At 30.7% G+C, this 16,610-nt stretch carries 21 protein-coding genes and 1 pseudogene; 6 read left to right on the top strand and 16 right to left on the bottom strand.

Features of this window, described 5'->3' with window-relative positions; genetic code table 11:
• Nucleotides 1-84 precede the first annotated feature (84 nt).
• The 4 genes from IDG63_RS11120 (at nt 85) to IDG63_RS11105 (ending at nt 493) form a co-directional block, all read left to right on the top strand.
• On the top strand, nt 85-150 hold the full coding sequence (locus IDG63_RS11120; protein ID WP_014373781.1) for a phenol-soluble modulin PSM-alpha-1: 66 nt from the start codon (nt 85-87) through the stop codon (nt 148-150).
• 31 nt (nt 151-181) lie between these two features.
• Nucleotides 182-247, top strand: a complete 66-nt coding sequence (locus IDG63_RS11115; RefSeq protein WP_014373780.1) for a phenol-soluble modulin PSM-alpha-2 — start codon at nt 182-184, stop codon at nt 245-247.
• A gap of 51 nt (nt 248-298) precedes the next feature.
• Nucleotides 299-367, top strand: a complete 69-nt coding sequence (locus tag IDG63_RS11110) for a phenol-soluble modulin PSM-alpha-3 (protein ID WP_014373779.1) — start codon at nt 299-301, stop codon at nt 365-367.
• Nucleotides 368-430: 63 nt separating this feature from the next.
• Nucleotides 431-493, top strand: coding sequence for a phenol-soluble modulin PSM-alpha-4 (locus IDG63_RS11105; RefSeq protein ID WP_014532416.1), 63 nt, complete (start codon nt 431-433; stop codon nt 491-493).
• A gap of 658 nt (nt 494-1,151) precedes the next feature.
• Here the strand turns inward: IDG63_RS11105 and IDG63_RS11100 are convergent.
• Nucleotides 1,152-2,354, bottom strand: coding sequence for a GTP-binding protein (locus IDG63_RS11100; RefSeq protein ID WP_001062992.1), 1,203 nt, complete (start codon nt 2,352-2,354; stop codon nt 1,152-1,154).
• A 131-nt stretch (nt 2,355-2,485) separates the two neighbouring features.
• Between IDG63_RS11100 and IDG63_RS11095 the strand changes: the two genes are divergently transcribed.
• The gene (locus IDG63_RS11095; protein WP_072398156.1) at nt 2,486-2,746 is read left to right on the top strand and encodes a hypothetical protein; all 261 of its coding nucleotides are present in this window, start codon (nt 2,486-2,488) and stop codon (nt 2,744-2,746) included.
• A gap of 289 nt (nt 2,747-3,035) precedes the next feature.
• Here IDG63_RS11095 and IDG63_RS11090 read toward each other — a convergent pair whose 3' ends face one another.
• The 12 genes and pseudogenes from IDG63_RS11090 to lpl1 all read right to left on the bottom strand — a co-directional run bounded on the left by IDG63_RS11090 (nt 3,036) and on the right by lpl1 (nt 12,533).
• Nucleotides 3,036-3,335 carry a hypothetical protein gene (locus IDG63_RS11090; RefSeq protein WP_029258562.1) on the bottom strand — a complete coding sequence of 100 codons (300 nt, stop codon included), beginning with the start codon at nt 3,333-3,335 and terminating at the stop codon, nt 3,036-3,038.
• 27 nt (nt 3,336-3,362) lie between these two features.
• Complete coding sequence (locus IDG63_RS11085) at nt 3,363-3,686, bottom strand: hypothetical protein (RefSeq protein WP_000971504.1); 324 nt, start codon at nt 3,684-3,686, stop codon at nt 3,363-3,365.
• A complete protein-coding gene (locus tag IDG63_RS11080) occupies nt 3,683-5,005 on the bottom strand; it encodes a lipase family protein (protein ID WP_000166024.1) in 1,323 nt (440 codons plus the stop codon). The genes IDG63_RS11085 and IDG63_RS11080 overlap by 4 nt, the downstream gene beginning before the upstream one ends.
• On the bottom strand, nt 4,998-5,810 hold the full coding sequence (locus tag IDG63_RS11075; RefSeq protein WP_000455736.1) for a tandem-type lipoprotein: 813 nt from the start codon (nt 5,808-5,810) through the stop codon (nt 4,998-5,000). The genes IDG63_RS11080 and IDG63_RS11075 overlap by 8 nt, the downstream gene beginning before the upstream one ends.
• Before the next feature lie 181 nt (nt 5,811-5,991).
• On the bottom strand, nt 5,992-6,774 hold the full coding sequence (locus tag IDG63_RS11070; RefSeq protein ID WP_001641316.1) for a tandem-type lipoprotein: 783 nt from the start codon (nt 6,772-6,774) through the stop codon (nt 5,992-5,994).
• Nucleotides 6,775-6,792: 18 nt separating this feature from the next.
• On the bottom strand, nt 6,793-7,572 hold the full coding sequence (locus IDG63_RS11065) for a tandem-type lipoprotein (RefSeq protein WP_000667960.1): 780 nt from the start codon (nt 7,570-7,572) through the stop codon (nt 6,793-6,795).
• A gap of 69 nt (nt 7,573-7,641) precedes the next feature.
• On the bottom strand, nt 7,642-8,433 hold the full coding sequence (gene lpl6, locus IDG63_RS11060; protein WP_000456134.1) for a tandem-type lipoprotein Lpl6: 792 nt from the start codon (nt 8,431-8,433) through the stop codon (nt 7,642-7,644).
• 31 nt (nt 8,434-8,464) lie between these two features.
• A complete protein-coding gene (gene lpl5, locus IDG63_RS11055) occupies nt 8,465-9,235 on the bottom strand; it encodes a tandem-type lipoprotein Lpl5 (protein ID WP_000835990.1) in 771 nt (256 codons plus the stop codon).
• An 18-nt stretch (nt 9,236-9,253) separates the two neighbouring features.
• A complete protein-coding gene (lpl4, locus tag IDG63_RS11050; protein WP_000971990.1) occupies nt 9,254-10,057 on the bottom strand; it encodes a tandem-type lipoprotein Lpl4 in 804 nt (267 codons plus the stop codon).
• A 45-nt stretch (nt 10,058-10,102) separates the two neighbouring features.
• A pseudogene (locus tag IDG63_RS11045) lies at nt 10,103-10,910 on the bottom strand (tandem-type lipoprotein).
• An 18-nt stretch (nt 10,911-10,928) separates the two neighbouring features.
• On the bottom strand, nt 10,929-11,729 hold the full coding sequence (gene lpl2 / locus IDG63_RS11040; RefSeq protein ID WP_001269761.1) for a tandem-type lipoprotein Lpl2: 801 nt from the start codon (nt 11,727-11,729) through the stop codon (nt 10,929-10,931).
• A gap of 30 nt (nt 11,730-11,759) precedes the next feature.
• Nucleotides 11,760-12,533 carry a tandem-type lipoprotein Lpl1 gene (gene lpl1 / locus IDG63_RS11035; RefSeq protein ID WP_049873750.1) on the bottom strand — a complete coding sequence of 258 codons (774 nt, stop codon included), beginning with the start codon at nt 12,531-12,533 and terminating at the stop codon, nt 11,760-11,762.
• Between the two features lie 367 nt (nt 12,534-12,900).
• Here lpl1 and spn point away from each other — a divergent pair, with 367 nt between their 5' ends.
• The gene (gene spn, locus IDG63_RS11030; RefSeq protein ID WP_000669519.1) at nt 12,901-13,209 is read left to right on the top strand and encodes a myeloperoxidase inhibitor SPIN; all 309 of its coding nucleotides are present in this window, start codon (nt 12,901-12,903) and stop codon (nt 13,207-13,209) included.
• Nucleotides 13,210-13,312: 103 nt separating this feature from the next.
• Here spn and IDG63_RS11025 read toward each other — a convergent pair whose 3' ends face one another.
• The 3 genes from IDG63_RS11025 to IDG63_RS11015 all read right to left on the bottom strand — a co-directional run.
• Entirely contained in the window at nt 13,313-14,800 is a 1,488-nt protein-coding gene (locus tag IDG63_RS11025) for an FKLRK protein (protein ID WP_001208897.1), read from the bottom strand.
• An 18-nt stretch (nt 14,801-14,818) separates the two neighbouring features.
• Nucleotides 14,819-15,520, bottom strand: a complete 702-nt coding sequence (locus IDG63_RS11020; RefSeq protein WP_000769139.1) for a superantigen-like protein SSL11 — start codon at nt 15,518-15,520, stop codon at nt 14,819-14,821.
• 401 nt (nt 15,521-15,921) lie between these two features.
• On the bottom strand, nt 15,922-16,610 hold a 689-nt coding region (locus tag IDG63_RS11015; protein WP_206154466.1), incomplete at its 5' end, for a restriction endonuclease subunit S.

Raw genomic sequence — 16,610 nt, 5'->3', positions numbered from 1 at the left:
CAATTCAAGTTAGGAAAAAAATCAATTACGCACAAGATAACTATGTACAATGAAGTTAACTCATAAGCAAAGGAGGTAATCTTAATGGGTATCATCGCTGGCATCATTAAAGTTATCAAAAGCTTAATCGAACAATTCACTGGTAAATAAGATTTCATAACAAACAAAGGAGGTCTTTCACATGGGTATCATTGCAGGAATCATTAAATTCATTAAAGGATTAATTGAGAAATTCACTGGTAAGTAAGTTATAAAAATCTCATAGATATGAACATCTTATTTGAAGGGGGCCATTCACATGGAATTCGTAGCAAAATTATTCAAATTCTTTAAAGATTTACTTGGTAAATTTTTAGGTAACAACTAATCTCAAACATTAACGATCAACAACTCATCACTATGTTAAATCAACATACAGGAGGACAAAACGATGGCTATTGTAGGTACTATCATTAAAATCATCAAAGCAATTATCGACATTTTCGCAAAATAATTTAAGCGAATTGAATACTTAAAATTCTCAGGCCACTATACCAATAGGGATGGTGGCTTTGCTTTGTGTTGATTTATTGATGTGAGGTAAGTCTTGTTAGTTTGTTGCAAATAAATGGTCTTGGTGTTTTTTGTATAGGACGTTCTTAGTGGGACATACGGAATATTCGTAATCTTTGTAGTCTGACGCGTTATATTTTTGTGGCGTGTTTTATGTTTGATACTCGAGGTCTGAGACATTCATGATTTGGCGTGCGAAATCTTAATGATTTTCATGATCTAGCGCAAGATATATTGGCCACGTGCGGAATTGCGTTGCACGTTTAGACTGAAACACTCGTGTGACCGTAAGCGGTAATAGTACATTGATAGCTACATTTACTCCACTCATTTTTATGAACGTTAAACAATGATTGTACCTTCATTTGACAGTTGGTACGATGGTTTTATCATTTTTCATCAACGCAAATATAAAAAGGACTAAGACACATACATGTCCTAGCCCTATGGATAAAATGCAAATTTCTGCTTTATCAAAACTATCACACTTTAGATAGATTGAAAACAAAAAGATCCTAAGAACATCTTAACTTTTTATTAATTGTCATAAATTGCAAACAATTAAGCCACAATTTAAAAATGATTACACTTCATTCAACTTATCGTGCCGGTCTAATTTGCCATTGATATGGATCTTCAAATTGTTGCCAATCTGCATCAATTTCTTGCGCATTGACTAAGCATGCGTCGAGTTCTTTTGTTAATTTTTCTTCATCTAATTCTGTACCAATAATGACAAATTGTGTATGACGATCGCCATATTCTGGATCCCATTCAGCTGCGACATCTTGACGTTCTGCTAATATTTGTGTTTGTTGCGCTTCAGACATACTAGCCACCCAATATGTAACTGGATGAATATTGCAAGATGACCCTGCTTGAGATAATAAACATGCTACGTGATTGTATTGTGCTAGCCATACGATACCTTTTGATCGAACGACATTATTTGGCATGCTTTCTAACCAATCATTGAACCTTTTAGCATGGAAAGGTAGACGACGTTTATATACAAACGATGATATACCATATTCTTCTGTTTCAGGTGTATGCGATGCATGCCCACCAGACTCAAGTTCTTTGATCCATCCTGCTGACTCGCTCGCTTTTTCAAAATCAAAACGCTGCGTATTCAAGACTTCTTTTAAATCTACTTCAGAATTTGTTGTCTTAATGATTTTAGCAGTCGGTTGCAATGCACTTAACACTTTTTCTAACTTCGCAAGTTCTTCTTCACTGATTAAATCAATTTTATTAATAATCAATACATCACAAAATTCAACTTGGTCAATTAATAAATCAGCAATCGAACGTTCATCTGTTTCATCAACGCTTTGATCACGATCCATCAATAAATCTTCTGAGTTGATGTCATGTACGAAGCGGTTAGCATCCACAACTGTAACCATTGTATCTAAACGGCAAATCGCTGTAAGATCAATGCCAAGTTCATCATCAATATATGAGAAAGTTTGTGCAACAGGTACTGGCTCTGAAATCCCTGTTGACTCAATAACAATTTGATCGATGCCACCTTTTTTCACTAAACGCTCAACTTCTTTTAATAAATCGTCTCTAAGTGTACAACAGATACAACCATTAGAAAGTTCGACTAATTTTTCGTCTGTGCGCGATAGTCCCCCACCATCTGCGACAAGATCTTTATCGATATTGACTTCACTCATATCATTTACAATTACCGCAATACGTCGACCTTCTCGATTTTGTAAAATATGATTTAACAACGTTGTTTTCCCCGAGCCTAAATAACCACTTAATACCGTAACTGGAATCTTAGCCATATATATACCCTCACTTCAATTTATTTGTTTCGTTCATTTGCAAATAGGAATAATTCCGTTTTACATTATATAGGAGCATTTCCTCTTTCGCAATCTTCGATAATAAAAAAATAGTATACTTAATTAAATTATTGAGCGCTTTACTTTATAATGGAAACAAAGATATATCTCACGAAAGAGAATCGAGGTGTATAAACATGCTATTTGTCATTTTAGTTTTATATATCATTGGTATTGCATTTATTCTACTCAGTGTTTTTGGTTCAAAGACTGAAGGATTATCTACGAAACATACATTATATACCATTGGTAGTGCTATTATAACGATTGCTATTTTCATTTCAATTGGCTATGCCATTCAATACTTAACTGCAGCGCTTTATGGTTTGTAAGGTGAGGATGATTAATGGCAAGTAGTTCGGTCGATGTTGACTTGCGTTGATTTTGATAAAGTGGTCATAGCTTTTGGTACTTGAGGATTTTTATTGTTGCTGTTACGAATGTGGTCATGTTTAATGCGGGACAGTAATTTAAGTTGTTTTTTTACAATTGAGAGTGTGATATGTCCATTCGGTTCGAATTACTTTACATGGGAATAAAATAAATTAAAAAGAAGCGGCCTAGAGTCAGTTGTGAATATACTGAACATTGGTCGCTTTATTTAGTAGTATGATATGTAGTTTAGCTATTAATTTTTTTCAGGTCATCCTTAATGCTGTCAATCTCAGACATAGCACTTTTAACCCAATCTCCTTGAGCTGCGCCTTTAAAATTAGCTTTAAAAGCCTCGCAATGCTGTGCCATTTGTTCAATTAATACTTTTTCTTCACCTTTTAATCCGTTTTCAATATCTTTGTATTTATGCTTATGTTCAGGTGCAATAACTGTGCGAATATTTTCTTTTTGAGCATTCTTTATCATTGACTTTATATCCGGTACTATATCCGGTACTATATCCGGTCCTATAACTGGTCCTATCATTGGACTCATTTAATCTCCTCCAAATTATCAATCACTTAGTTTATCTAACTGCTTTTCATAAGATTTTTTTAAGTCTTCTTTATATTCTTCTAATTTCCATTCTTGCTTTCTAATTATCTCATTGATTTCTTGCTCATACGCTTCTATATTTCTCGTCATTTTCCTTTGGGCATCTTCACTATAATTCATTTCGTGTTTCAAATATTGAAAAACATCATAACTACGTTCATTTTCTTTTCGAGTTCTGTGTCTAAGTTCATTCAAATTTTGCAGTTCATTCTCTATACGTTTTTTCTCAGAATTATATGATACTTCTAATTCATTTTTATTATTAATTTGATTAAACATCATAGTAATCCACCTATTTGCGATGCAAGTGCTTGATCTTTATCAACGATTTCATTAATACTAGATCTAACTCTTGTAATATAATTTGATATAGATGAACCTATTGTTGAAAGTTGTTTTTCTTTTGCAGATATCATTTGTTTAGGTTCCCCTACCATACTACTTTCATTCACATGACCTTCATCTAAAGCTTCTAGCACTTCATTCACGGTTATATCTTTACCTACAGCGTTTCCAGCTTTTTGCGCGTCTTCCCAATTTTTTTCAAATTTCTTTTTCTTTTCATTATACATTTTTTTGATTTGATTAATTTCGTCCTCTATCAGTTGATTGAATGACTGCGCAATTGTTAAAGCTGTTAAACTTTCTAAAACTTTCTGTTGCGAAGAAGATAACCAACCACCATTTGTAGTCATCATATTGGCTCTAAGTAATTCTATACTAGCTAATTTAGACATAGCATTATTAGAATTTTTTACGAACGACTTATTATTTTCTTCTACATAACCTTGTACTTTTTTAAGTTCTTTTTTTATAGCTTTTTGTTCTTGTTCAGTTAAAAATCCAGCCATATCATGTGACTTGCCGTTATGAACCACAATTTCATTACCGAAATAAGTATAATTCGTATATCCCTTTATAATATTAGTTAACCAATCCTTATCAGATACAATTCTAGTAATGTTACCTTTATAACCTTTATATAGTTTAAATAATCGGGAGTTATGATTTAAATACCTAGCTGCTATAGGAGCTGGATTATAAACAACAATATTCGGAATACCATTACTCATTCCTAATATTACCGCTTCTCTACCACCTAATGAATGCCCAGTTATAAAATCAATATCATACTTATTTTTTATTTTTTTGATGAACTCTTGTGTTTCTTCAAAATGTTTACTGTTATCAGAAGGAGGGAATGTTCCAATTTGGGCATCGGAAATTAAATCCTTTTTAGTCTCAGCTGAGTCAATTCTATCCTGTTTTGTTGTTGCAAAATCTGGTAGCAAAAGTTGCTTCGCAAGAGCTTCCTTTTTGAAATTTGTACCAGTCATGCCAATAATCACTTTCCCAGTATCTTTGTTTAGGAAAGCTGATGCTGTCACACCGTGTTTTTTATCTGTGTGACTATCTATATACTCAAGATTAGAAGGGAATTTTCCCCGTTTTTTTAATACTTCAAATTTTGTTTTCAATTCTCGATTTGATATTTTATTATTATTTGCATTTTCAACCTCATAAGCTAATTTTGAAACAGCACTCGTTGCTTCTGTTTCACTATTTAGTTTGCCATAATCCACTTCAAATTGTTTAGTCATTATTTCCACCTTTAGTTGGTCCGAAATTTAGAAAATCACTCATAAAAGTCTCATCCTCTTTATCCTTAGAAAACTTGTATTCTATCTGTTTATATCCAACTGAGCTACCTTTAATATCTCCGTCTATATGCAGTTTTAATATCGGAGACTTTTTGGCTGTAATTGGGTAATTTTCTCTAAGTTTTTTTACATTTCCATCACTATTATTAATTTTGTACTCTGCCTCATAATATGGAACATTTTCATTGATGGTTATTCTTCCATTTTTATAATTTTTCAAGTCTTTAAAATCGGCATATTGCCCGAAAAATTTAAAATTCTCTATTTTATGTTTAAGGTTTTCATCTTCTACTTTATCTAAAAGTACTATCTTATTATTTTTAAGTTCAACACGATAATTTTTTTCGCGTGTCATCTTACCCACTTCATCATAAGTTGTTCTTATAGTATAATACCCAGTTGCCGTCCTCGTATTTCTATTCAAATGCAGTACCATACCTTCACTATCCATTTCACCCGGTTTGTTGCTTTTAGCAAAATCTGTTGATATCGTCCACGTACCTTTATCGCCTTTTTTAAACTCACCATCTCGATATCCTTCTTTGTCATATAGATCCTCGAGATTCTTAATTGGATACATATCTAACGTTTTCGCAAAACTCTTTTTGATTTGCTCTTCTTTTGAATCTGTTTTATTCGTTTGTTCCTCTTTTTTCTGTTCATCTTTCATATTTCCACATCCCCCAATAAAAATGATTAAAAGTAATACACTCATGTACAAAGCAATTTTTTTTATATACTCCATCATTTCACATCTCTCTGTTTTAATTTTATAAACATTTGAATATTTCATACAACTTATTAAAATAGTGATTATTCAACTTTTATGTTATCAAACAAAACTAACTTATTCAATTTAATACATGTAATTCATTTAACTTTATTATTAAATGTTCTAACGTTATTTTTTATATTAGTAATTATATTTATTTATCCTCGCTTGGATTAAAGTAGACACTATCTGTGAAGTAAATATTTTCTCCCTTATTTTCAACAAAGGTAAATTCAATATTTTTATATCCAACTGATGAGCCTTTTAGATTACCTGACCCTTTCAATAATAATTTAGGCGCTTTTTTCGTCGGGATATTATATCGCTTCCTTAATTGTTCAACATTGTAATCACTGTTTTTCAATTGATATTGAGCAGAGTATATTGGTACTTCTGGGTTATATGACACTTCACCATCTTTATAGTTTTCCAATTCTTTGAAATTCCCGTATTGCACAAAGAATTTAAATTCTTCAATTTCTTTTTTTACTTTTTCGTCATCGATTGGTTTTAATGGAATGATTTTATTCTTTTCCATTTTTACAGGATACATTTTTGTATGATTGTGTGTCATTCCATCGCTATCTTCAACAACTTCTCTAACAATATAATTCCCTTTAGCCGTTCTAGTATTTCTGTTAATTTCTAAAACTACTCCCCTAGATTCCAGGTTTTCTCCTTTTAATTGGATTTTCATTTCAGATCTAATTAGCCAAGTCCCTTTATCATCTTTTTTAAATTCTCCATCTCGATATCCTTCTTTGTCGTATAAATCCTCGAGATTCTTAATTGGATACATATCTAACGTTTTCGCAAAGCTCTTTTTGATTTGTTCTTCTTTTGAATCTCCCATGATCTTATTACCACCACAAGATGTTACAAAAATGATTAAAATCAACAGACTTATGCACAATCCAATCCTTTTTATAGACTTCATTGTTACACACCATCCTCATCATTCATCATCTTCATCTACCTTCGCCGGCTGGAAATTCAAAGAATCTATTACTGACAAATCGCTTTTTCCACCTTTTGAAAAGTCAATTTCCAACTTTTTATAACCCACAGAACTTCCTTTCAAATTACCATCAATATGCATTTTTAATACCGGTGCTTTGTCAGTAGGAATATTATAACGACTTCTTAATTGCTTAACATTTTCATCTTTATTGCTCATTTTAAATTTTGCGTCATAACTTGGAACATTCTCATTAATTGAGACATCACCATTGTTGTAGTTTTTCAATTCTTTTAGGTTTGCATATTGTCCGAAAAATTTAAAGTTTTCTATTCTCTTTTTTAGTTTTGGATCTTCTACCTTGTCTAATAAGATAATTTTATTATTTTTCATTTCAACTTTATATTTTTTTCTATCTGGGAATTTATCCTTTTCATAAAATGTCTTAACAAAATAATGTCCCTTTGCTGTCCGTGTATTTCTATCTAAGTATAAGACCATACCTTCATTACTCAATCCACCTTGTTTATTACTTTTGGCGAAATCTGTATATATCGTCCACGTCCCCTTATCGCCTTTTTTAAATTCGCCATCTCGGTATCCTTCTTTGTCGTATAAATCCTCTAGGTTCTTAATTGGATACATATCTAATGTTTTCGCAAAGCTCTTTTTGATTTGTTCTTCTTTTGAATCTTTGTCATCATTATTACTTTCGCATCCTGCCATTAATACGATTAAAATTAATATAAATATGTATAATTTCTGAAAAAACTTCATCTTGTCACATCTCTTTGCACATTTTTTGATATTTGATCATTTCATCTAACCACACATTTTAATTTAACTTTACTTACTTGGTATGAATTCAACACTATCGTTAAAATAAATATTCTCACCTTTTCTTTCAACAAAAGTAAATTCAATATCGTTTTGACCAACTGAGGAATTTTTTAAATCTCCTCCACCTTTCAAAAGTAACTTCGGTGTTTCTTTTGTTGAAATGTCATATCTTTTACGTAGTTGCCTTACATTGTAATCATCGTTGTGTAATTGATATTTAGCCGAATAGATTGGTGCTTCAGGATTATATGAAAACTCACCATTTTTGTATTTTTCGAAATTTTTAAACTTTCCATATTGCACAAAAAACTTGAAGTTTTCAATTTCTTTTTTTATTTTCTCGTCATTAATTTGTTCAGTAGGAATAATTTTATTTCCTACCATTTTCACTTCGTATTTTTCCTCCTTATCTTTATTTACACGATTATTATTTTCACCTATTTCTTTCAAAACAAAGAAACCTTTGGCTGTTTTGGTATTTCTATTAATATATAATTGCATACCTCTTGTTTTCATCACTTTGCCCTTTGGCTGTTTAACTATTTCAGATCTAATTAGCCAAGTACCTTTATCATCTTTTTTAAATTCTCCATCTCGATATCCCTCTTTGTCATAAAAGTCTTCTAGATTTTCAGTAGGATACATGTCTAACGTTTTTGCAAAACTCTTTTTAATTTGTGCTTCTTTTGAACCTTCCTTTGGATTTTCTGCAGTATCGCTTTGACTATCACAACCCATTATAAAAATGGTCAAAATAATAACACTTATGAACAATGCAAGCCTTTTTAGATATTCCATTCCTTCACACCCTAATATTTAATTATCAGTACTATTTTTTCGCTGGCTTATAACTTAAATAATCAATGACTGAAATATCCCTATCTTCTTTTGAAAAGTCTATTTCTAACCTTTTATATCCAACAGAACTACCTTTTAAGTCACCGTCAATATGCATTTTTAACATTGGAGCTTTATCAGTAGGAATGTTATAACGACTTCTTAATTGCTTAACATTTTCATCTTTATTGCTCATTTTATATTCCACGTCATAACTTGGAACATTCCAATTTATCGACACGTCGCCATTGTTGTAATTTTCCAAATCCTTAAAATTTGCATATTGCCCAAAAAACTTAAAATTTTCTATTCTTTCTTTAAGGTTTGGATCGTTTACTTTGTCTAATAAAATAATTTTATTGTTTTTCATTTCAACTTTATAATTTTTTCTATCTGAAAATTTATCCTTTTCATAAAATTTCTTAACAAAATAATATCCCTTAGCCGTTCGAGTATTTCTATCCAGATTTAAAACCATACCTTCATCATCCAATTCGTCTGATTTATTGCCTTTAGCAAAATCTGTATATATAGTCCACATTCCTTTGTCGCCCTTTTTAAATTCGCCATCACGGTATCCTTCTTTATCATATAAGTCCTCGAGATTCTTAATTGGATACATATCTAACGTTTTCGAAAAGCTCTTTTTGATTTGTGTTTCTTTTGAATCTCCAGTGATCTTATTATCACCATCGCAAGATGTTACAAAAATGCTTAAAATCAACAGACTTATGCACAATCCAATCCTTTTTATAGACTTCATTGTTACACACCATCCTCATTATTCATCATCTTTATTAGTTTTCGCTGGCTGGTAATCCAAAGAATCTATTACTGATAAATGGCTATTTTCACGTTTCGAAAAATCAATTTCTAACTTCCTATCTCCAACGGAACTTCCTTTCAAATTACCATCAATATGCATTTTTAATACCGGTGATTTATCAGTAGGAATATTATAACGACTTCTTAATTGCTTAACATTTTCATCTTTATTACTCATTTTATATTTCACGTCATAACTTGGAACATTCTCATTAATTGAGACATCACCATTGCTGTAGTTTTTCAATTCTTTAAGATTTGCATATTGACTGAAAAATTTAAAATTTTCTATTTTTTGTTTAAGCTTTTTATCTTCTACTTTATCTAATAAAATGATTTTATTATTTTTCATTTCAACTTTATAATTTTTTCTATCAGGTAATTTATCCTTGCGATAAAACGTCCTGACAAAGTAGTACCCCTTAGCTGTGCGTGTGTTTCTATCTAAGTACAAGACCATGCCTTCATTACTTAGTTCACCCGGTTTATTACTTTTGGCGAAATCTGTATATATCGTCCACATCCCTTTGTCACCTTTTTCAAATTCGCCATCTCGATAGCCTTCTTTGTCATATAGTTCCTCGAGATTCTTAATTGAATACATATCTAACGTTTTCGCAAAACTCTTTTTGATTTGTGTTTCTTTCGAGTCTTCTTTTGATTTTTCTGCAGTATCGCTTGATTTATCACAACCTATTATAAAAACACTCATAACCATAATAACTATATACAATACAAGTCTTTTTAAATAACCCATCATTTCACAACTCTCTTTATTCTCAATATTTGCTTTTGTTGACTAATATCAACTTTTTGTCATTTTGTTACTTGGAACGAACTCAACGCTGTCAACATAATAAATGCTTTCTTCTTTACTTCTACTAAATATGATTTCTATTTCCTTATATCCTACAGAAGACCCCTTTATATCTCCAGATCCCTTAAACAATAATTTTGGTGTCTTGCTAGTTTTTAGATTAAATCTCTTTTTCAACTGTTGAATGTTTCTGTCATTTTTCTTCATTTTATATTCTGCAGAGTAATTGGGAGCATTAGGATTATATGAAATATTAGTAATCTCATTCCGATCAAAATGATTAAAGTTTCCATATTGTGAAAATAATTCAAACGACTCTATTTCATTTTTTTAACTTTTTGTCTTTAACATCTTTTATCAAAACTATCCTATTATTCACCAATTTCACTGGATATTTCTTTTCATTTTTTTGAACATCATGATTTTTATCTTCTTTCAATTCTCTAATAATATAACTTCCTTTAGCAGTTCTCTTATTTCTATCTAACTTTAATATCATTCCTCGTGATTTTAAACTCTCGCCTTTTGGTTGTGATACCATAGCTGAATACAATACCCACGTCCCCTTATCGCCTTTTTCAAACTCACCATCACGATATCCTTCTTTGTCATATAAATCCTCGAGATTCTTAATAGGGTACATATCTAACGTTTTCGCAAAGCTCTTTTTGATTTGTTCTTCTTTTGAGTCTTCTCTTTGATTTTCTGCATTATTGCTTGAACTATCACAACCTATTATAAAAACGCTCAAAATTATAACATTTGTGTACATTCCAATTCTTTTTATTGACCACATTGTTTCACATCCTCCCTATCATTCATCATCTTTATTTTTTTTGGCAGGCTGAAAATTTAATGAATCGACTACTGATAATTCGCTATTTTCTTCTTTTGAAAAGTCTATTTCTAACTTTTTATATCCAACGGAACTGCCTTTTAAGTCCCCATCAATATGCATTTTTAATATTGGAGCTTTTTCAGTAGGAATGTTATAACGACTTCTTAATTGCTTAACATTTTCATCTTTATTACTCATTTTAAATTTCGCGTCATAACTTGGAACATTACTATTAATTGAAACGTCGCCATTGTTGTAACTTTTCAAACTCTTGAAATCGGCATATTGTCCGAAAAATTTAAAGTTTTCTATTCTTTCTTTAAGTTTTTGATCTTCCACCTTGTCTAATAAAATAATTTTATTGTTTTTCATCTCAACTCTATAATTTTTACTATAAGAGTTTTCATGATTGTCATATATAGTATCTACAAAATAATATCCCTTGGCCGTACGTGTATTTCTATCCAAATTTAAAATCATACCTTCATTATCTAATACACCCGGTTTATTACTTTTGGCGAAATCTGTATATATCGTCCACATCCCTTTGTCACCTTTTTTAAATTCGCTATCTCGATATCCTTCTTTGTCATATAAGTCCTCGAGATTCTTAATTGGATACATATCTAATGTTTTCGCAAAGCTCTTTTTGATTTGTTCTTCCTTTGAATCTTCTTTTGCTTTTTCCCCAGTATCGCTTGAACTATCACAACCTATTATAAAAATGCCCAAAATAATAACACTTATGAACCATGCAAGCTTTTTTAGATATCGCATTTTTTCACACCCTAATATTCCTTATCAATACTATTTTTTCGCTGGTTTATAACTTAAAAATTCAATGACTGATAATTTGCTGTTTTCACGTTTTGAAAAGTCAATTTCTAACTTTCTATAACCTACAGAACTGCCTTTCAGGTCCCCATCAATATGCATTTTTAATATAGGTGATTTTTCAGTCGAAATATTATAACGACTTCTTAATTCCTTAACTATTTCATCTTTATTGCTCATTTTGTATTCAACATCATAACTAGGAACATTTTCATTAATTGAAACATCACCATTATTATATTTTCTCAATTCTTTAAGATTTGCATATTGACCGAAAAATTTAAAGTTTTCTATTTTCTGCTTGAGCTTATCATCTTTTACTTCATCTAATAAAATAATCTTATTATTTTTCATTTCAATTTTATAATTCTTTTCATCTGGTAGTTTACCATTCCGGTAAAATGTAGTAACAAAATAATGGCCTTTAGGGGTTCTAGTATTCCTATCCAGATTTAAAACCATACCTTCATCATCCAATTCACCCGGTTTATTACTTTTGGCGAAATCTGTATATATCGTCCACATCCCTTTGTCACCTTTTTTAAATTCGCTATCTCGATATCCTTCTTTGTCATATAAGTCCTCGAGATTCTTAATTGGATACATATCTAATGTTTTCGCAAAGCTCTTTTTGATTTGTTCTTCCTTTGAATCTTCTTTTGTTTCATTACCTTTGCCACAACCTGCTATCGCAAATATTAAAATCATAACGCTTATGTACAATGCAAACCTTTTTAAATATCCCATCGCTTCACGTCTCTCTGTTTTATACTTCATTTATATTCTCTTTTCATATAAATAATTAATTATTTTGTATATTTCTCTTTTACGTTACCAAAATATACATATACAATCAATTTAATTTCTTAATTAAATTTGTACTTATTATTATATTGCGTCATTTTTTTATTATTGTTTCATTTGATTTAAACCCTTTTTGAAATCAAGGTTTTATTAGGAAAAATCCTCAAGCATCGTATTAAAGATTAATTGCATTTAAACAATATTTGTCACTTTAACTATTTATTAAAAATTATTAAATCGACTTAATAAACGTAATTTTCTTAATATTCAGTGTTATGATGGAGTTACAATTTTTAGAGGAGTGATAGATATGAAATTTAAAAAGGTTTTAGTAGCTACGGCAATGGTAGGTGTTTTAGCAACTGGCGTTGTTGGATATGGTAATCAAGCAGATGCGAAAGTTTATTCTCAAAATGGACTCGTACTACATGATGATGCAAACTTCTTAGAACATGAATTAAGTTATATTGATGTGTTATTAGATAAGAATGCTGACCAAGCTACAAAAGACAACTTAAGATCATACTTCGCCGATAAAGGACTACATTCAATCAAAGACATTATCAACAAAGCTAAACAAGACGGCTTTGATGTTTCAAAATATGAACACGTAAAATAAATTCAATAATGCTTTGTAACAAAGCACAAAAAAACAGCTCAATGACGTAGAAGTCAGTGATTAACTCACTAATTTCATTACATCATTAAGCTGTTTTATTTAATTATTTTTCTAATTTTGGTGCCTTACGTTCAACTTTCTTTTCACCTAATGGATAAAACCAGGTAATCGGGAATCCGTTAGTATCGTAGCCGACAATTTTATCACCATGTAATTTATGATATGCAGGTGTGTTTTCCATTCTTTCATCAAACTCACGATCTGCTTTTTCTTCAGGAGATTCATAAATATCTATGTTTTTAGAAACAAAATTTCCACTTAATAATTCACCTGTAATAGGATCAACTACTGTGAAGTTTAGTGTTTCTCCATTTTGTAATCTAAATCCAGCATGATCTACATCAAAGCTGAATTCACCTTTTTCATCGACTTGCAAATCAGGGAATTCTTGACCTTCACCTAGTTCAGAGTCTACCTTCACAACTGCATTTGCGAATTTAGTCTTACCTTTAATTACTTTAGTACCTTCTTTATCAAGAATACCTTTACCTTTTTCTGTATGATATAAGCTTCCGTAAATTTCATCTACATGTAAATCTTCTTTAACATCTTTCAATACTTTTACTTTTTCCACTTTAGTATGGTCATATTTAGTTTCTGCTTTATCAATATCTTCTAAACTCGTTACCTTAGTTTTGAAAATTAATGACTTCAATGCCTCATCTTCGTCATCAGGTGCAAATGTTAATGAGATCTCATCATTTTTCTTTAACTCTAAATCATCGAAACGTTTCGTTTTGAAGTCAAAATTAAAGTATCCTTTGTCATCAATAGGCATCCAGATTCCTTCTGATCCAGATTTCGCTTCTTCTTTATTTGGACCACCATTAGCATTTGTCTCAAAGTTAATAAATTTATTATTAATAGATAGAGCAACTTTACCTTTTACAGAGGTATGGCCTTTAATAATACCTGAACCTTCAGTAATAGGTTCGATGAAAACTTGATGATGTCCATTTTTCTTATCTAATTGCTTTTCAGGCACTTTATAGGCATTTTCATATCGAGGAGTAGTATATGTAGCTTTAGCTTCTGTACTTTCTTCCTCAGCACCAGCTTTTTCAGTTGAAGATTCTTCCACTTCTTCATCCTCTTCGTCGTACAAGCCATCCATTGAAGATGACGTTACTTCTATTTCTTGATTATGTACTATCTTTCGATCATTTAAAGGATATTCAAATGTTCCATCTCCTTTAGACATAACAAAATCACTTGTTCCACTATCAACAGAACTCACATCTTTTTTATCAATACTTAATAAAATCAATTGATTTGGTAATGTAGTTCCTGTTATCTTTTGAGCTCCAGGTTTAATAGTATCTAATTTAACAAAGTTCTTATTAGATTCTGCTGTTTTTGTTTCTTTTGAATTTTGTTCAGTCTGTGAAACAGCTTTTGATTCTTGATTTGTACTTGGCTTCTCATTAGCCTCTGATGCTTCTGCTTGTCCGTTTGTCATAATATATAACATTGTAATTGCAACAGACACTAAACCGACTTTCATTTTACGTAACTTAAAATTTTCCCTCATGATAAACTCCCTCGAATATTAATATAAATCGACTTCAATTTTTTCTATATTTCTACCATCAATTACATCGCCCATACGATGAGGCTGTAATTTTTTATTTAATTCAAAAGTATAGTAGCCGCCACCTTTCATAGTAATTCTAATTTTACCGTCTTTAGGCTCTGTCTTATAAAGCTCATGTTTATCAATTAAATGTTTTCTTAATTTGAAATCTAATTCTTTTAATGAAATTTCTTCTTTATTAATTCTATAAGTTTCTGCTTGTCTTGTTGCTGTATTATGTCCTGTTGGTTTAGTTATTTCTAGACCTACATTATTTACGAAATCTTTATAATCGTTTTTATTCGTCTTGGTAATTCCACCTATTGAAATATTTTCAGCTTGTTTACCTGATCCTTCTCTGACTACAAAGACATCTAACCCTTCATAATCATAGTCATAATCTTTAAACGTTTCTTTATCTGAACCAAGTAACGAAATTACATTAAGTTGCTGTCCAACAATAACATTCATTTTATTTTCTTCTCTATAACCACTCACATTTTGAAAATTAAATCCTGTTCCACTATAATAACCCTTTAATTCTTGTGTATCTTTTGAAGTAACTGATAATCTGCTACTAGTTTCGTCTGCTTTTACTGGCTGAGCAGTAGTTGTAATCATCCCTGTTGTTAAAATCCCTAGTGCTAAGCTTGCTTTAGCAATATTTTTTAATTTCATAATTCTATGCTCCCAATTTTTAGTCTATTTGATTTATTCTATTACGCAATACGAACAATCCTCATTCATTATAATGAGCAATGGTCGTGCTTCACATTAAACTTACTTTAACTAAAAATTAATCATTATTAAGTAATTTAATAAATAGTTAACTAATATCATTCAATTCCTATCGATCTACTCTCTTTTATTTACGAATAACACTTTATCTCAACTTAATCTTTATTTGACCACTTATTCTGTACACAATTTCGACACAAAAAAGACACTGTGCTATCACAGTGCCTAAATTTAATGTTCGTATTTGATTTACGTTGATTTTATAATTTTGGTAATTGAAACCAATTGTTAAGAGTATAAGAAAAACACCACTATTACTTTTAAAACAAGATCCAGTAGACTTAAATAAACATCTTTTGAAGTAATGCCTTTTTGCGTTGTTTAAGTAATTCAATCACTTGTTTCTGAATTTTTGTTTTGTTGTCTACTCTTTTAATGAATTGACCGATTTTTTTTTGTTCTATATAAATAGGACGCGGTACTTTCATATTAGCAATCATGTCTTTTCTAACTGAATCAACTGATGTCTTCGCACTATATTTCTTTGTTTCTTTTAAAAAGTTTTGTGAAAAATAATAAAATAACAATAGTCCATAATAATTCTTAAAGTCAGATATTTTGTATACTCTTTGATGATAATCAAATTTCCCATTTACATAGTGGAAAACTTTACCTACGCCAACTCCATCTCCTACAGTTAAAATAGCCTCTCCTTCATAACTAAAAGTATTAATTTTATAAACTATCGGAGATCTAACGTAAAAATCATAACTCCCATTAGTAATGGCATCTTTTGTATCTTTCTTTCCAGTGTTAATTTGAGCAATTTCTTTTATAGTAGTTTCTTCCCACTCCGGATAATCATTTCCATTCTCATCCTTAAATCGCAATTCTTGCGAGAAGATTTTCTGCATATAGCCTTTTTTCTGTTGTTGAAGCAATTCAAGTTTTTGTTCTTCTAACTCGATTTGGCGGTCAATTTTTCTAAAAAAGGTTCCGATTTTTCGCTGTTCTTCAATTATATTTGTAA

The organism is Staphylococcus sp. EG-SA-14 (genome assembly GCF_017151935.1).
GTDB lineage: Bacteria > Bacillota > Bacilli > Staphylococcales > Staphylococcaceae > Staphylococcus > Staphylococcus aureus.
The sequence above is the reverse complement of the archived record's forward strand: the minus strand, read 5'-3'. Positions and strand labels throughout refer to the sequence as shown.

Bases quoted from the DNA above. Each gene is read 5' to 3' on its own strand.
- lpl5 (WP_000835990.1), bottom strand. From the start codon at position 9,235: ATGAAGTCTATAAAAAGGATTGGATTGTGCATAAGTCTGTTGATTTTA.
- IDG63_RS11025 (WP_001208897.1), bottom strand. From the start codon at position 14,800: ATGAGGGAAAATTTTAAGTTACGTAAAATGAAAGTCGGTTTAGTGTCT.
- lpl4 (WP_000971990.1), bottom strand. From the start codon at position 10,057: ATGATGGGTTATTTAAAAAGACTTGTATTGTATATAGTTATTATGGTT.
- IDG63_RS11100 (WP_001062992.1), bottom strand. From the start codon at position 2,354: ATGGCTAAGATTCCAGTTACGGTATTAAGTGGTTATTTAGGCTCGGGG.
- IDG63_RS11075 (WP_000455736.1), bottom strand. From the start codon at position 5,810: ATGGAGTATATAAAAAAAATTGCTTTGTACATGAGTGTATTACTTTTA.
- IDG63_RS11065 (WP_000667960.1), bottom strand. From the start codon at position 7,572: ATGAAGTTTTTTCAGAAATTATACATATTTATATTAATTTTAATCGTA.
- lpl6 (WP_000456134.1), bottom strand. From the start codon at position 8,433: ATGGAATATCTAAAAAGGCTTGCATTGTTCATAAGTGTTATTATTTTG.
- IDG63_RS11020 (WP_000769139.1), bottom strand. From the start codon at position 15,520: ATGAAATTAAAAAATATTGCTAAAGCAAGCTTAGCACTAGGGATTTTA.
- IDG63_RS11085 (WP_000971504.1), bottom strand. From the start codon at position 3,686: ATGATGTTTAATCAAATTAATAATAAAAATGAATTAGAAGTATCATAT.
- IDG63_RS11070 (WP_001641316.1), bottom strand. From the start codon at position 6,774: ATGAAGTCTATAAAAAGGATTGGATTGTGCATAAGTCTGTTGATTTTA.
- spn (WP_000669519.1), top strand. From the start codon at position 12,901: ATGAAATTTAAAAAGGTTTTAGTAGCTACGGCAATGGTAGGTGTTTTA.
- lpl2 (WP_001269761.1), bottom strand. From the start codon at position 11,729: ATGCGATATCTAAAAAAGCTTGCATGGTTCATAAGTGTTATTATTTTG.
- IDG63_RS11090 (WP_029258562.1), bottom strand. From the start codon at position 3,335: ATGATAGGACCAGTTATAGGACCGGATATAGTACCGGATATAGTACCG.
- lpl1 (WP_049873750.1), bottom strand. From the start codon at position 12,533: ATGGGATATTTAAAAAGGTTTGCATTGTACATAAGCGTTATGATTTTA.
- IDG63_RS11080 (WP_000166024.1), bottom strand. From the start codon at position 5,005: ATGACTAAACAATTTGAAGTGGATTATGGCAAACTAAATAGTGAAACA.